This is a genomic window from Cupriavidus sp. BIS7 (assembly GCF_000292345.1).
Classification (GTDB): domain Bacteria; phylum Pseudomonadota; class Gammaproteobacteria; order Burkholderiales; family Burkholderiaceae; genus Cupriavidus.
In genome coordinates this window covers 49,097-64,843 of the sequence record NZ_ALOU01000021.1, presented here as the reverse complement: position 1 = coordinate 64,843, position 15,747 = coordinate 49,097, and the positions used below count along the sequence as shown (strand labels likewise).

10 protein-coding genes are annotated in these 15,747 nt (G+C 65.8%); 6 read left to right on the top strand and 4 right to left on the bottom strand.

Features of this window, described 5'->3' with window-relative positions:
• Positions 1-47: 47 nt before the first annotated feature.
• Entirely contained in the window at positions 48-458 is a 411-nt protein-coding gene (locus tag B552_RS0108925) for a nuclear transport factor 2 family protein (protein ID WP_019448663.1), read from the bottom strand.
• 293 nt (positions 459-751) lie between these two features.
• On the opposite strand from B552_RS0108925, the gene B552_RS0108920 reads away from it, so the two are divergent.
• From B552_RS0108920 to B552_RS0108900, 5 genes are all read left to right on the top strand, one after another.
• Positions 752-4,117, top strand: a complete 3,366-nt coding sequence (locus B552_RS0108920; RefSeq protein WP_026035471.1) for a diguanylate cyclase — start codon at positions 752-754, stop codon at positions 4,115-4,117.
• A gap of 286 nt (positions 4,118-4,403) precedes the next feature.
• Positions 4,404-5,711 (top strand): dicarboxylate/amino acid:cation symporter, encoded by a 1,308-nt coding sequence (locus B552_RS0108915; protein WP_019448661.1) that lies wholly within the window; start codon positions 4,404-4,406, stop codon positions 5,709-5,711.
• Between the two features lie 308 nt (positions 5,712-6,019).
• Positions 6,020-7,831 carry a cache domain-containing protein gene (locus B552_RS0108910; protein WP_237718182.1) on the top strand — a complete coding sequence of 604 codons (1,812 nt, stop codon included), beginning with the start codon at positions 6,020-6,022 and terminating at the stop codon, positions 7,829-7,831.
• 58 nt (positions 7,832-7,889) lie between these two features.
• Positions 7,890-9,221, top strand: coding sequence for a sigma-54 dependent transcriptional regulator (locus B552_RS0108905; RefSeq protein WP_026035470.1), 1,332 nt, complete (start codon positions 7,890-7,892; stop codon positions 9,219-9,221).
• A gap of 523 nt (positions 9,222-9,744) precedes the next feature.
• Positions 9,745-10,344, top strand: coding sequence for a helix-turn-helix domain-containing protein (locus tag B552_RS0108900; RefSeq protein WP_026035469.1), 600 nt, complete (start codon positions 9,745-9,747; stop codon positions 10,342-10,344).
• 78 nt (positions 10,345-10,422) lie between these two features.
• Here B552_RS0108900 and B552_RS0108895 read toward each other — a convergent pair whose 3' ends face one another.
• The 3 genes from B552_RS0108895 to B552_RS0108885 form a co-directional block, all read right to left on the bottom strand.
• The gene (locus tag B552_RS0108895; protein ID WP_019448657.1) at positions 10,423-11,523 is read right to left on the bottom strand and encodes an ornithine cyclodeaminase; all 1,101 of its coding nucleotides are present in this window, start codon (positions 11,521-11,523) and stop codon (positions 10,423-10,425) included.
• Positions 11,524-11,536: 13 nt separating this feature from the next.
• The gene (locus tag B552_RS0108890) at positions 11,537-12,415 is read right to left on the bottom strand and encodes an arginine deiminase-related protein (protein WP_019448656.1); all 879 of its coding nucleotides are present in this window, start codon (positions 12,413-12,415) and stop codon (positions 11,537-11,539) included.
• A 166-nt stretch (positions 12,416-12,581) separates the two neighbouring features.
• Complete coding sequence (locus B552_RS0108885; protein ID WP_019448655.1) at positions 12,582-14,366, bottom strand: chloride channel protein; 1,785 nt, start codon at positions 14,364-14,366, stop codon at positions 12,582-12,584.
• A 190-nt stretch (positions 14,367-14,556) separates the two neighbouring features.
• Here B552_RS0108885 and B552_RS0108880 point away from each other — a divergent pair, with 190 nt between their 5' ends.
• Entirely contained in the window at positions 14,557-15,684 is a 1,128-nt protein-coding gene (locus tag B552_RS0108880) for an HPP family protein (protein WP_019448654.1), read from the top strand.
• Positions 15,685-15,747: the final 63 nt, after the last annotated feature.

Sequence of the window (15,747 nt, the reverse complement as noted above, 5' to 3'; positions counted from 1 at the left end):
TCCCACTTGTGGGAGAGGGGCGCTGGTCAGTGGCAAAAGTAGAGCGCTCAGCCGGCCAGCCCGGCCGGTGCGCGGTCGATGAATCCGGTCATGCCCTTGAGCCGGCCGTCGGCCGATACCGTGGCGAAGTCAGTACCCACCACCAGCGCAGCGTCCCCATCCGGGCCCAGTTCCCAGGTAAAGCGCAGGTGTTCGCCGTGGGCGTCCACCGGTGTAACGCGGCGGAACTGGAATCCGGGGAAGCGCGCCTGCACGCCGGCGATCATCGCGTCGATGCCGGCATGGCCTTCGCCGCGCATGAGCGGATCGACATAGACCGCCGATTCGGTCCAGGTGCGGCCGATCAGGTCGCGGCGGCGGCCTGCGTCGGTTTCGTTCCAGGCGGCCAGATAGCGGTCAGCCAGATCGGTCAGCGCGGCATTGGCGTTGTCGGCGTTGTTGGCGGCGGGTGCGGTCATCGTGTGCTCCTTGTCATCAGCGGGTTGTGATTCGCCATGACTCGATGATCGTCGCCCGGCCGATGCGGCGCGATTACGCATGAGGTAATCGCGGCGATTCGCGGCCATACCAAACTTCTGCCCCAAGCGCCAGCCCCAACAGAGCATCGTCGCGCCCGTTTAATCGGCTGTTGAATTTCACGCGGCACGATTAAAGTGCGGTCTACGCTGGGCAGGGTCCGACCATCGCACCCGTGTCCGCATTGCCAAAAGCGCGTCTTCACGCGCCCCCGCGCTCCCGGATAGCGAAAAAGATGACGCCTGAAACGGCCGCTCCCCGTTCCTCCCTCTTGCCACGCGTGCCAGCCGCCCGCTGGGGCCTGCTGCTGGCCGCTGCGGGCTACTTCGCGCTGGCCGTGGCAGGCATCTGGATGGGACGCATGCCGGGAACCGGCGCGGCGTTGTGGATGGCCAACGCGTTCGGGCTGGGTCTTCTGCTGCACCGCCCGCGGCGCGAAGCGCCGTTGCTGCTGGCGGCGATGCTGGCGGCCGATATCGCCGCCAATTTGCTGGCGGGCCACCCCATCGTTGTGTCACTGCTGCTGGCCGGTGCGAACCTGCTTGAGATCGGCTGCACGGCCATGCTGCTGCGGCTGATGGCCGCCCACGGTGCGCTTGCGCGCGTCGGGACGCTGGCCACGTTCGCCCTGACGCTCGGCGTGGCGGCCACGGTTGGGCCGGCCATCAGCGGCGTGCTTGGCGCCACGGTGCTGTCCGCCACATACGGCACCCAGTTTCCGCGTGTCTGGTGGAACTGGTGGAATGCCGGTGCCATCGGCATTGTGATGCTGCTGCCGCTGATGGTTTCGATCTCGCGCGAGCGTGTGCATGCCACGCTGCGGCGTCCCATGCTGATCCGCCTGACGGCACTGTTCGCGCTCTGCATGGGGATTGGTGCGGGCGCGATCCTGGCTGGCCACGAGCCGTTCGTCGTGATGTCGCTGCCGCTGGTCATCGTGGCGCTGGCCAGCAATCCGTTTGCCACGGCGCTGCTGACGCTGGTGTCCGCGTTGTCCGCGGAGGCGATCGCCCATCTTGGCGGGTTGCAGTTCCTCGCCTCGCGTGAGGCGCCACTGTCAGGCGCGCTGATCATGGTGTTCCCGGTCTGCATTGCTTTCATGACCGAGCAGAACCGCACTGGCCGAATCGAACTGCGCAGCAGCGAACGGCGCTTCCGCCAGGCGCTGGAGCATTCGGCAATCGGCATGGCGCTGGTCGGGCTCGATGGCCGCTGGCAACTGGTCAACCACGCGATGGTGGACCTGCTGGGCTACAGCGCCGAGGAACTGCGCGACTTGCCGTTCCACGACATTACCCACCCGGACGACCTCGCCGCCGACCTGAGCCTGCTTGATCGCCTGTTGGCTGGCGAGATCGACTCGTACCGGCTGGAAAAGCGCTATCGGCACAAGCAGGGACACTACCTGTGGGCGCTGCTGGCGGTCTCGCTGGTGCGCGACGAGCACACGGGCCAGCCCGACCACTTCATCGTGCAGGTCGAGGATATCCACACGCGCAAGCTGGCCCAGGAACAACTGGAGGCGCTGACCCGCCGCACGCAGCTTGCCGTCGAAGCCGGGGGCGTGGGCATCTGGGAGTGGGATTTCACGACGGCGACCATCACCTGGGATGCGCGCATGCACGCGTTGCACGGCACGTCCACCGAACTGGGCCCGCCGACGCTGGCCCAGTGGATTGCGATGGTCCATCCGGAGGACGTCAGCCGCGTCAGCTCCGAGATGCGGCAGGCAATACGCGGCGCCCGGCGGTTCGACACCGAATACCGCATCATGCGGCCCACCGGCGAGGTCCGGCATGTGCGCGCCATGGCAACCATCTCGCACCAGGAAGATGGCGGCACCCGCGCGCTGGTTGGCACGAACTGGGACATCACCGAACAGCGCACGCTGACCCGGGCATTGTTCGAGGAGAAGGAGCGGCTGCAGATCACGCTGCGCTCGATTGGCGACGCCGTGATCTGTACCGATCGCGTCATGCGCGTCACGTTCATGAACCCGATCGCCGAGCAACTCACAGGCTGGAGCATGGACGCGGCGATGGGCCAGCCTCTCGACCAGGTCTTCAGCATCGTCGACGAAATCACCGGCCTCACGATCCCCAGCCCGGTCGAGCAATGCCTGGAAACGCTGCGCCCCGCCTACCTGCAGGAAGGGGCGGTGCTGCAGAGCCTGACCGGCGAACGGCACGACGTGCAGGACTCCGCCGCGCCGGTGCTGACCAACGATGGCGGCGTGCTGGGCGCGGTGCTGGTGTTCCAGGACATCACCACGGCGCGCGCGCTGCAGCGCGAACTGGCCCACTCGGCCACCCATGACGCGCTGACCGGCCTGCCGAACCGTGCGTGGTTCGAGAAGCGCCTGCGCGAAGCCTGCGAGCAAGCGCGGCTGCACGGCCATCACGCCGCGCTGTGCTTTATCGACCTGGACCGCTTCAAGATCGTCAACGATACGGCCGGCCACGGCGCCGGCGACGTGCTGCTGCGCGAACTCGGCCACGTGATCCGCCACCACGTGCGCCCCGACGACCTGCTGGCGCGGCTGGGCGGCGACGAATTTGCGCTGCTGCTCAAGGACTGCAGCATCGACCACGCCGAGCAGGTCTGCCAGAAGGCCATCGACGCGATCCGCGAGCGCCGCTTCCCGTGGAATGGCCGTGTCTACGATGTGGGCGCAAGCATCGGCATCGCCGCGATCGACGCCGACGCGCCGCCGATGGGCGAACTGATGAGCCGCGCCGACGTGGCCTGCTACGCGGCCAAGGCAGCCGGCCGCAACCGCGTGTCGGTCTATCGACGAGACGAAAGCGATGCGCGCCGCCACCACCGCGAACTCGAAGTTGCCGCGGGCATCCACTCGGCCCTGGAAGCCAACCGCTTCCGGCTGTACGTGCAGGAAATCCACCCGCTGCATCCCGAAGTCGAAAACGTGCGCCATGTGGAAATCCTCGTGCGCATGGTGGACGAGCTGGGCACGCTGATCATGCCCGGCGCCTTCATCCCGGCGGCCGAGCGCTATGACCTGATGGGCCACATCGACCGCTGGGTGATCCGCAACGTGCTCCAGCAATACGGCGAACGGCTGGCGCGCGTGCCGGATCTGTCGGTGGCGATCAACCTGTCGGCCAATTCGCTTGGCGAGCCGTTCCTGCTGCCGTTCCTGCACACCGTACTGGAAGACTCCGTGCTGCCTGCGGAGCGGATCCTGCTGGAAATCACCGAAACCGCGCTGATCAACAACATGACGGCCGCCAGCCGCCTGGTGGCCGAGATGCGCCGCGCGGGCTGCACGGTGGCGCTGGACGACTTCGGTTCGGGCCTGTCGTCGTTTTCGTACCTGAAGCAGTTCCCGGTCGATTACCTGAAGATCGACGGCAGCTTTATCCGCAACCTGGCCGTCAACGTGGTGGATCGCGAGATCGTCAGTTCGATCAACGACATCGGCCACCGGCTCGGCGTGCGGACCGTGGCCGAATGGGTCGAGGACGAATCCACGCTGCAGGCGCTGCGCGCGATCGGGGTGGACTACGCACAGGGCTACGCGATAGGCCGGCCCATGCCGATCGAGGCGTTCCTGGAAATCTGCGAAGGCGCCGAAACCTGACGACATCGGCCCCGCGTGAACAGGGCCGCACATCCATCGATTCCCTCCCGCTCGCGCCGTTCGGAAACCCGAACGGCGTTTTTGCCCGTACGTCCGGAATTCCGAACGACGCGCGCAAGTCACTCGCAAAATCCCTTTGTATTCATCCACTTACATCTGTATCCAGATGCAACGGGGCTGGCACGGGTCGTGCACTCTAGGCGCCGCCGTAGGACACAACGTGTGGCCGCACCGCCCCCCGGGAGATGCGTGCGCCACACAGAGTAAAAAGGAGGATGTACCCACGATGACAAAACGACTGCCAACCCTGATCTTCATCGCGATGCTGCTCGGCGTAATCGCCGGCACTGCTGCGCACAACCTCGCGCCGGACGCCGCCGCCGCGAAGTCGATTGCCGACTACCTGTCGATCCTGACCGACGTGTTCCTGCGGATGATCAAGATGATCATCGGCCCGCTGGTGTTCGCCACGCTGGTCTCCGGTATTGCCAGCATGGGTGACGGCAAGACCGTTGGCCGCATCGGCATGAAGGCGATGGCCTGGTTTATCGCCGCGTCGATCACGTCGCTGCTGCTGGGCCTGATGATGGCCAACCTGCTCACGCCGGGCCACGGCATGAACCTGCCGCTGCCGGCCGCTGACGCTGCGTCGAACCTGAAGACCGGCGCGCTGAACCTGCGCGACTTCATCGCCCACATGTTCCCGAAGAGCTTCGTGGAGGCGATGGCCACCAACGAGGTGCTGCAGATCGTGGTGTTCTCGCTGTTCTTCGGCTTCGCGCTGGGAACGCTCAAGGACGGCGTGGGCAAGCCCGTGCTGGCCGCCATCGACGGCCTGGGCCACGTCATGCTCAAGGTCACCAACTACGTGATGGCCTTCGCACCGGTGGGCGTGTTCGGCGCGGTCTCCGCGGTGATCACCACGCAGGGCCTGGGCGTGCTGGTGGTGTACGCCAAGCTGCTGGGCAGCGTGTACGCGGCGCTGGCGCTGCTGTGGCTGGCACTGATCGCCGGTGGCTACTTCTTCCTGGGGCGCGACGTGTTCCGCCTGATCCGCCAGCTGCGCGCGCCGCTGATGATCGGCTTCGCCACGGCCAGCAGCGAGTCGGCCTACCCGAAGGTGCTGGACCAGCTCACGCGTTTCGGCGTCAAGTCGCGCATCTCGAACTTCGTGCTGCCGCTGGGCTACTCGTTCAACCTTGATGGTTCGATCATGTACACCTCCTTTGCCGCGCTGTTCGTGGCACAGGTGTACGGCATCCAGCTTTCGCTGAGCCAACAGATCACCATGCTGCTGGTGCTGCTGGTGACCAGCAAGGGCATCGCCGGCGTGCCGCGCGCATCGCTGGTTGTAGTGGCCGCCGTGCTGCCGATGTTCGGCCTGCCCGAGGCTGGCATCCTGCTCGTGCTCGGCATCGACCATATCCTCGATATGGGCCGCACCGTCACCAACGTGCTTGGCAATGCCATTGCCACGACCGTCGTCGCCAAAAGCGAAGGCGCGATCGGCGCGCCGGAACTCTCTGACGAGGCAGACACCTCCGAAGACAGCAATGCCGGCCTGACACCCGCTCAGGTCCTGGCCAGCAAGTAATTTGCTGCCAGGCGTGCCAGGGCCCGGTTGCCGATCAGGCAACCGGGCCTTTTTGCATTTCGGGCGGGCGCTGCCCCGGGTGTGGTAAAACGTCGCCTTGCCGATTGCGACGGATCACCCAAATGCGTGAAAGCGCATCCGGAACCACCGGAACCACCCGATACGTCACTCGGCGGCATCCGTTTCACCGATTCCGCATGATTACCCCCCTAGAATCCCCTGCCGTCCCCGGTCAGCCCGAGGGCGGCGGCGTGCCCTCGTCGTGGCGCCGCGTGGCGCAGTTCCTCGCCCTGCTTGCGCTGGCCGCCATGGTCACGCTGGCCGGCTGGCTCGGCTATCGCTATACCTATGAGACCGCACTGGCGCGCCAGGCCGAGCGCGGCCAGGTGCAGTTGCGGCTCTACGCCCAGACGCTGGAAAGCGAACTGGCGCGCTATGACTATGTGCCGAGCCTGCTTTCGCTGGATGCGCGCATCGAAGGGCTGCTGCGCCAGCCGGGCAACCCCGAGCGCGTTGCGCAGGCCAACGCCTATCTGGCATCGCTGAACGGGCGCGCCGGCACGCGCGTGATCTACGTGCTCGACGCGCACGGCAAGGTGCTGGCCACGAGCAACTCCCAGCGCCCGGACAGCTATCTTGGCGAAGACCTCAGCTTCCGCCCCTATTTCCGCGCGGCGGTCGAGGGTCAGCTTGGCCGCTTCTACGGCGTCGGCACGACGCGCAGTGAATCCGGCTACTACCTGTCCGCGCCGCTCGGCGACCGCGACCGGCCCGTGGGCGTGGCCGTAGTCAAGATCGGCCTGGAGCCGCTGGAAAACCGCTGGCAAGGCAACGACAGCCAGATGCTGCTGGCCGATGAGAACGGAGTGGTGATCCTGGCCTCAGACCCGTCCTGGAAGCTGGCCGCGCTGCGCCCGCTCAGCGAAGAACAGCGAGCCAGGCTTGACCGCAGCCTGCAGTACAACCGCGCGCCGCTGCCGCAACTTGGACTCTCGACCTTGCGGCCGCTCGGCAATAGTCCGGCCCAGGGTGGCGACGCTCTCGTGCGGCTGCACCAGGGCCCGCCAATGCTGGCCCAGCATCTGGCGCTGCCCGGCACCGACTGGGACCTGACCCTGCTGAGCAACACCTCCCAGGACCGCGTGGCGGCGATCAACAGTGCCGTGCTGGCCGGTGTGCTGGCTGCCTTCGTGCTGCTGCTGGGCGCCGCGTGGAACGTGCGCAGGCGCATCATCGGCGAACGGCTGGCAGCCCGCGCCGCGCTCGAAGCCGCCAACAGCGAACTGGAACGCAAGGTAGCCGAGCGCACGGCGGACCTCTCCGCCACCAACCATCAGCTCCAGTCCGAAGTGGCCGAGCGGATTCGCACCGAAACGGTCCTGCGTCAGGCGCAGGACGGGCTGATGCAGGCCGGCAAGCTTGCCGCCGTGGGCCAGATGTCGGCAGGCATCGCGCACGAACTGAACCAGCCGCTGACCGCGCTGCGCACGCTGTCCGGCAATACCGGCAAGTTCCTCGCGCGCGGCGACTACGACACTGCTCAGCAGAACCTCGACAAGATCGTTAGCCTGGTCGAGCGCATGGGCCGCATCACGGGCGCACTCAAGTCGTTCGCCCGCAAGCCATCGCTGGGCCAGCGCAGCGCGGCACACCTTGGCGAGGCCGTCGACAACGCGCTGTTCCTGCTGGAAACGCGGGTGGCTGCGGTGGCTCCCCGGATCGAACGCCATATCGATCCGCACCTGGCAGTGGCCTGCGACCCGAACCGGCTCGAACAGGTGCTGGTCAACCTGATCGGCAATGCGCTTGATGCACTGCGTGGCCGCTCAGATCCACTGCTTTCGCTGCATGCGTATGAAACGGGCGAAGGCGGCGGCATGGTCCACCTGACCGTGCGCGATAACGGAACAGGCCTTTCGGAGGCCGCATTCGCACGGCTGTTCGAACCGTTCTTCACCACCAAGCCGGCCGGCGAGGGTCTGGGTCTTGGCCTGACGCTGTCTGCGGGCATCCTCAACGAGAACGGCGGCAACCTGACCGCGATCAACCATCCCGACGGCGGCGCCTGCTTTACGCTGGCGCTGCCGCAGGCGCGCGAGGCACTTCGCAATGTCGGCTAATCCGATCGAGATCTCCATGGCCGCGGACGCGGCGCCGGCCGACCCTACGGCCAACCACATGGCCGAGCTGACCGTGCTGATCGTCGAGGATGATCCCGATGTGCGGCTTGGCTGCGAACAGGCGCTGCGCCTGGAAGGCATTGCCACGCTTGCGGTGGGCAGCGCCGAAGCCGCGTTGCGCGAAGTCGACGCCGGCTACGCGGGCATCGTCGTCAGCGATATCCACCTGCCCGGCGCCGACGGCATGGCCCTGCTGCGCGAACTCGCCACGCGCGACGCGACCCTGCCCGTCATCATGATCACCGGCCACGGCGACATCACGCTGGCCGTGCAGGCGATGAAACAAGGCGCCTACGATTTCCTGGAGAAGCCCTTCTCGCCCGAACGGCTCGTGGCTACCTGCCGGCGCGCGCTGGAGAAACGCCGCCTGGCCCTTGAAGTGGCCGACCTGCGTGCGCGGCTGTCCGGACGCGAATCGCTGTCCACACGGCTGATCGGCCATTCCCCGGCCATCGAACGGCTGCGCCAGATGATCACCAGCCTTGGCGACACCTCCGCCAATGTCCTGATTCACGGCGAAACCGGCACCGGAAAGGAACTGGTGGCACGCTGCCTGCACGAATCGAGCGCACGCCGCGCGCGGCATTTCGTGCCAATCAACTGCGGCGGCCTGCCCGAGCAGCTCTTCGAGTCTGAAATATTCGGCCACGAAGCCGGCGCGTTCACCGGCGCGGCAAAACGCCGCATCGGCAAGATCGAGCACGCCGAAGGCGGCACGCTGTTCCTCGACGAGATCGAGAGCATGCCGATGCAGATGCAGATCAAGCTGCTTCGCGTGTTGCAGGAACGCGTGGTGGAACGACTGGGATCGAACCAGCCGGTGCAGGTCAACACGCGCGTCGTGGCGGCAACCAAGGCCGATCTGCGTGCACTGGCCGATGCGGGACAGTTCCGTGCGGACCTGTATTACCGCCTCAACGTGGTAACGCTGGAACTGCCGCCGCTGCGCGAACGCCGCGAAGACATCGCGCTATTGTTCGAACATTTTGTTGCACAGGCGGCGCTGCGCTTCGAGCGCGAAGCGATCCCTGTCACCCCTGCGGAACTGGCCACGCTGGTGGCCTACCCCTGGCCTGGCAACGTGCGGGAATTGCGCAATCTCGCCGAGCGCCACGTGCTGGGGCTTGGCTGCCGGCCGGGAGAGTCCGCACACGATGGCACGCCACCGGCCGGGTTGCCGCTTGCACAGGCCGTGGAACAGTTCGAACGCGCATTGATCGCCGATGCGCTGCGCCGCAACGACGGCAATCTGACGCGCGCGGGCGAGGCACTCGGCATTGCCAAAACCACCCTGTTCGACAAGGTTCGCAAATACGGACTCTCGTCATAACTCTGTGGCAATGTACGAAATGTCTTCAAGGTGGGAACTGGCAGCGGCGCTGAGGTGTCTGTCCTCCTGTACGGCGGACGCTCTTTGATACATATCGCAACATGATCATTGGCATCCAGTGTCCACCTGGAATCCCCGACGTACGTTAAACAACAAAAGTGCGACGCCAATCGTTGATTTCCCTGTAGCGATGAATCATCTTGAAACCATACTATTGGCGTTTGACAGCATTTGACTTTGAAGACGTTTGACGGAGCGCGGCACCGAAAGCGTGCACGGCGACCGGAAGCAGTTCCTGAAGCGTTACTTGAAGCGGTTACTTAATAGCGATTATTTAGCGGTTATTTAAGCGCTTCAACCAATAAATCAAAAGCAACAAAGACCGGCCAATGGCGGGTCGCAAAAGCATCAGGGTCAGTAAAAATTCGGCAGCCCGGCTTCTTTTGCCGGCGTGGCGTGTCCGAAGGCGCCACGGAGTGCATGTTGTTGCACTGTGTTGCCGATCGATACTACGGGTGATTGGATGAAACTGGATCCAGAACTGGCTGAAAAGCCGTACTACAGCACACGAACTGCAGCAAAGCTTCTTAACGTCTCATTGGGCACCGTCCAGAAGATGGTCGAGCGCGGAGAACTTGGCGCCTGGAAAACCAACGGTGGCCACAGGCGCATCCACAAGGAAACCGTGCACCGGCTGCTGGAAAGCCGGTCGCTGCCGGACGTCGCCATGGGGCACGACCTCGATCTCGTGGTCTTCCATCCGAACCACACGGAAGCGCAGCGCATCAGCGCCCAGTTGGGCAAGTGGTCGCTGCCGCTGAAGAGCCAGGTGCTTGAGGATGTCGTGGACACACTGATCACGTCGGTCGATTCCCGCCCGCGCGTGGTGCTCTACTACGTCGAGGAGCTGAACGATGCGCAGGCTGCGACGATCGAAAAGCTGCAGAACTTCTTCTCGCGTCAGCGAATGGTCTTCGCGGTGATTACAAACCGCCAGGCCTACGAAGGGGTAGCCGATGCACTCCAGCAATGGGGCATCATGGTGTTCCTCAAGACGCCGTCGCTGGAAGAGATCAAGGGCTTCCTGCGTGCGCAACTGATGATGGGACGCGCGGGCGCCTGAGCATCCCCGTTCCCGAGATTGGCCAAACGGCCCGGATTCGTCCGGGCCGTTTTTCGCATTGAGCACGCTCGATGGGCCTCACGCGACGGCAACAGACTTGTCGGCGGCGGCCCCGGTGTCGTCGAACGCAACCGCATCGGGCGTCATCATCCAGCCATAGAGATCGCGCGGATCGGGCGGCATGGCCACGAGCTCGACGAAGCGGCCCGCATGATGCGCAATGGCGGCGGCATGGAGCCAGCGCAGCGCCGAATAATCTTCCAGCGCAAAGCCGACCGAGTCGAAGATCGTCACGTCGTCGGGATCGCTACGGCCCCGCGCCGTGCCCGACAACACTTCCCAGAGCTCGCTGACCGGCGCTTCCGGCCACTGCTGGATCTCTCCCTCCAGGCGCGACTGGGGCGCGTATTCGACCACGATGCGTGCGCGGTGCAGGATATCGACATGTAGTTCGGTCTTGCCGGGGCAATCGCCGCCCACAGCATTGAGATGCATGCCGGGCCGGATCATGTCCGGCGTCAGGATCGTCGCGCGCGTCTTGTCCGCAGTCACCGTGGTCACGATGTCGGCGCCCGCAAGTGCCTCGCGCACCGACTTCACAGGGACGATCTTCAGCCCCGGCACGCCCGCCAGATTGCGCATCAGCCGCGCAGTGGCGTGCGAATCGATGTCATAGGCACGGATAGTTTCGATACCAACGCTCGCGTGAAATGCGAGCGACTGGAACTCGGCCTGCGCGCCATTGCCGATCAGGGCCATGGTGCGCGCACCGGGCCTGGCCATTGCGCGCGCGGCGAGCGTCGATGCCGCCGCCGTACGCAAGGCCGTGGCCAGCGTGAGATCTGCCAGCAGCAACGGAAATCCGGTTTGCACCTCGGCCAGCATGCCGCACGCCATCACCGTCGGCATCGCGTGCAGCGCATTGCGCGGATGGCCGTTGACGTACTTGAACGCAAACTGGACGCCATCGCTGACGGGCATCAGTTCGATCACGCCGAGCGGCGAATGACTGGCCATGCGTGCCGATTTTTCGAAGGCGTGCCAGCGCAGGAAGTCCTGACGCACACAGTCCGACATCTGCATGATTGCCGTGGATACGCCGATGGTCCGCACCAGGGCCGCTACATCCCCTGCGTCCAGGAACCGCGTCATCCCGGTTTCCTTATGCGCATGCTTCATTTCGGACTCCCTCTCATGCCGCGGCCGCGCGCTGCACGGGCGCGCTGACGCGATCGAGACGCAACGTCATGCAATACGCCCCGCCGCCTGACAGCATGTACGGCGACAGATCCACCTCATGCAGCCGGTAGCCGCGGCGGCCCAGTTCGGTCCGCAGATGCGGCGTGGTGCGCGTCATCACAACCTGGTCGTCGAGATTGACCGCATTCACGCTGAAGTGGCGCAGGTCGTCCTCGGTGGCCTCGATACGCTGCGCTGCGGGAACATGGGCGCGAATCGTCTGCAGCGCGGACGCACTGAATGCTGGCGGGTAGTACAGGACATCGCCGCCGGCCAGCGGGCAGAAGCAGACATCGAGGTGATAGCTTTGTTCGGTGGCCAGTTCCAGCGGGACCACCTGCTGGCCGAAATGCTGCGCCATGGCGTCCGCCGCCTCGCGTGTCGAACGCGGGCCGAAGCCGGCCCAGAAGTGACCGCGCTGCGCGTCCCAGATGCAATCCCCGGCGCCTTCCTGGTAGCAGCCGTCCGGCAGCGTTTCGACGCTGTCGATCAGGCCGCGCGCGCGCAGGTTCTCGAAGATCCCGGCGAAGGGCGCTTCCTCGCCACGCCGTTGTGGATAGCGGAAGCGGGCCAGAACGGCCTTGCCGTCGAGCACAACCGCGGCGTTGGCGGGGAACACCATGTCCGGCTGCCCGGGCGCACCTTCCACAACCTCGACTGTGAATCCGGCGGTGCCAAGCGCTTCGCGCAGCGCATCGAACGACGACATCGCGTGCCGATGCATGCCGCGCGGGTCCCGCGCCCATGCCGCGGGGTCCATCCACGGATTGATGCTGTAGGACACGTCATAGAACGTGGGGGCAACCAGAAGGATGGTCGGGCGATCTGTCACGGCGGGGCTCCTTGTATTCACTCTTGCGTTTGGTGAGTGAATTCTGGTGCCCGCGCACGTCAAAAAATAGCTAACAAACTGGTCAGATTGCTAGCCTTGGCGACCATCCTGATAAGAACAACCATACAAAATGACAGCACCGCGATCGGACGTTGCCTGGAAGGCACTATACGGGCCGGCTAAATGCCCTTGTCGCCATCCCGCGAAGCCGCTCGCGTTGGGTTTCCTCGTGCAGGACGTGGCCGCTGGGCGCAAGCAGGTCGCGCAGCGAGAGGATGCCGATCAGCCGCATCGTGGCCTCGTCGTCCACCACGGGCAGGCGCGCCACGCTGAGCGCCGCCATGCTTCCGGCAGCGGCGCGGCCGGTCTGCGCCGGCAGCAGCACCGCGGGCCTGGCATGGGTGTCCGCCACAAGATCTCCACAGGTCAGCCCGGCATCGTCGCCCGCATGGGCCGCGACGATCGCCGCGCGATGGAGCATGCCGATCACGCGGCCCTGCCTGACCACCGGGTAGGCACGATGCGCGGCGTGATCGCCGAAGTGACGCGGAAGCGCTTCAGCCACGGGCAGATCGGCGTCGATCGACACCACCTCCCGCGTCATCAGTTCGTCCACATGGGCGCGTTCGAGCGGATCAACGCCGTATTCGCGGTAGATGTGCAAACCGCGGCGCGCGATCTTCTCGGTCATGATCGAGCGCTTCATCGTCAGCACAGAGAAGCCGTAAGCCACGGCAGTGGTCAGCAACAGCGGCAGCAGCGCCTCGCTATCGTGCGTCAGGCCGAACGCGAACACGATGGCGGTCAGCGGCGCGCCAAGCACGCTGCCCAGCACGCCGGCCATGCAGACCAGCGCCCATAGTGTCGGCGATCCGCCCGGCAGCACCGGCGCCAGCACCACCCCAAGGCCCGCGCCGAGCATCAGCAGCGGCGCAAGCACGCCGCCCGACGTGCCCGAGCCCAGTGCGGCAATCCAGATCACCGCCTTCACCGCCAGCAGCGCCAGCGCCACCTCGATCACCAGCCGGTTGTTGAGCAGGTCACCGATCACGTCATAGCCCACGCCCAGCGCGCGCGGTTCGAAATAGCCGCCGATCCCCACCACCAGGCCGCCAATGGCCGGCCACCACATCCAGTGCACGCGCAGATGGGAAAACGCATCCTCGGTGCGATACAGCGCGAGCGTAAGCCCCGCGCCAAGCGCGCCGCAAAGCAGGCCCGCCAGCACGCACGAGCCAAGCGCCAGCGTGCTGGCCGGCGGTGTCTGCAGCGGGAACAGCGGCCCGGCCTCGAACACGAACGGCCGGAGAAAGCCGGCCACCGCGCACGCCAGCGCCACGGGCAGCAGGCTGCGCGGGCGCAGTTCGAACAGCAGCAGTTCAACGGCCAGCAGAACGGCGGCCAGCGGCGTGCCGAAGATCGCGGTCATGCCCGCGCACGCGCCGGCCACCAGCAAGGTCTTGCGCTCGGCTGCGGTCAGGTGCAGGTATTGCGCCAGCAGCGACGCGATGGAGCCACCGGTCATGATGATCGGCCCTTCGGCGCCGAACGGCCCGCCGCTGCCGATCACGATGCCCGACGACAGCGGCTTGAGCACCGCCACCTTCGCCGACATCTTGCTTTTGCCGAACAGTACCGATTCGATGGCCTCGGGAATGCCATGGCCGCGGATCTTGTCGCTCCCATAACGCGCCATCAGGCCGACGATCAGGCCGCCGACCATCGGCACCACGATGACCCAGGGGCCCAGTGCGTGCCCGGCTGGCGAGCGGTCGGCGAAAGACAGCGTCTGGAAAAAGAACAGGTTGGTGAAGAAGTGAATCAGGTTGACCAGCACGAACGCGGCGCCGGTACTGATGGCGCCGATGGCCAGCGCGATGGCGGCCAGCATGGGCAGGCGGCGATTGACCGCGTAGTCGCGTTTTTCGACTGTATGAACTTCTGTATGCATGAGCGGGGGCGGCTTCGTTGCCGGCAGAATTGCCGGCCCGGCGGAATATATCACGTCATGATATATTGGCGGGCTCGCGCTCCTGGAGCGTGATACGCTGCAACGCCTGGAGCGCCCCCGAATCCACCGGGAGATGCCCCGGAACGCCCCCGAATCGCCCCCGTATCGCCAAAAGACGCCCCCGAATTCGATGCCTGCCGCATTCCTTTCCACATCCGTGGCCGAAACTCGTGCCTGGCTACGCACATTCGTGCCGATGCCAATTGCCGCCAACCGCCGCGAGCGGCTCAAAAGCTGCATCGGCGCCTTGATTGGCCTGTTCATCACTGAATGGATCTGCCGCCACTTCCTGGAAGGCTTCAATCCGTGGTTCGTGGCACCGATGGGGGCGTCGGCCGTGCTGCTGTTCGCGGTGCCGTCCAGTCCGCTGGCGCAGCCGTGGTCGATCATCGGCGGGAACCTCGTGGCCGCCACGGTCGGCGTGGCATGCGCGCGCTGGATTCCGGCCCCGGGCCTGGCGGCCGGCGTGGCGGTTGCGGTGTCCATCGCGCTGATGTTCCAGCTTCGCTGTGTGCACCCGCCCAGCGGCGCAGTGGCGATCACGGCCGTGTTTGGCGGCCCGGCCGTGCAGGCGCTTGGCTTCGGCTTCGTGGTGGTGCCGGTGGCGATCAACTCGATGCTGCTGCTGCTCACGGCGCTGGCGTTCAACAATTTCACGCGCCGCCGCTACCCGCACCGGCCGCCCGAGCCGCCCTCGCAGCACCTCACGCGTGACGTGCCACCGAGCCGCCGCGTGGGCTTCACGCGTGCCGACCTTGACGCGGTACTGGCTGCGCGCGGCGAATTCCTGGACATCGAGGAAGACGATCTCGAGGCGATCCTGGTCGCCGCCGAACTGCGCGCCTACTCGCGCCGCTTTGGCGACGTGCGCTGCGGCGACATCATGTCCCGCGACGTGGTGGGCGTGCGGCCCGGCCAGCTTGCCGCCGATGCGGCCGCGCTGCTGGCGCGTCATCACATCAAGGCCCTGCCCGTAGTGGACCGCCAGCGCCGCCTGCTCGGCATCGTCACGCAAAGCGACTTCTTCCGCGCGCACCGTGCAAACTCGCGCCGCGTCAACGGCACCGTGCGCGAGCTGATGACGCGCGTGGTGGTGACCGCGCATACGGACCAGCCGATGGTGGAACTGGCGCATGCGTTTTCCGATGGCGGTCTGCACCATGTGCCGGTGATCGACACCGACAAGCGCGTGGTGGGCATGGTCACGCAATCGGATCTGGTCGCGGCGCTGCTGCGGCGCGATGCCGTCGTCTCGTGACGCATTGAGGGGAAACCCGGACGTCACATCGAATTCCGCTATGCTTACGGCGTTCTTGTAACT

Excerpts from the sequence above, each read along its gene's own strand:
- B552_RS0108920 (WP_026035471.1), top strand. The coding sequence starts at position 752 with ATGACGCCTGAAACGGCCGCTCCCCGTTCCTCCCTCTTGCCACGCGTG.
- B552_RS0108885 (WP_019448655.1), bottom strand. The coding sequence starts at position 14,366 with ATGCATACAGAAGTTCATACAGTCGAAAAACGCGACTACGCGGTCAAT.
- B552_RS0108900 (WP_026035469.1), top strand. The coding sequence starts at position 9,745 with ATGAAACTGGATCCAGAACTGGCTGAAAAGCCGTACTACAGCACACGA.
- B552_RS0108895 (WP_019448657.1), bottom strand. The coding sequence starts at position 11,523 with ATGAAGCATGCGCATAAGGAAACCGGGATGACGCGGTTCCTGGACGCA.
- B552_RS0108880 (WP_019448654.1), top strand. The coding sequence starts at position 14,557 with ATGCCTGCCGCATTCCTTTCCACATCCGTGGCCGAAACTCGTGCCTGG.
- B552_RS0108915 (WP_019448661.1), top strand. The coding sequence starts at position 4,404 with ATGACAAAACGACTGCCAACCCTGATCTTCATCGCGATGCTGCTCGGC.
- B552_RS0108905 (WP_026035470.1), top strand. The coding sequence starts at position 7,890 with ATGGCCGAGCTGACCGTGCTGATCGTCGAGGATGATCCCGATGTGCGG.
- B552_RS0108910 (WP_237718182.1), top strand. The coding sequence starts at position 6,020 with ATGGTCACGCTGGCCGGCTGGCTCGGCTATCGCTATACCTATGAGACC.
- B552_RS0108925 (WP_019448663.1), bottom strand. The coding sequence starts at position 458 with ATGACCGCACCCGCCGCCAACAACGCCGACAACGCCAATGCCGCGCTG.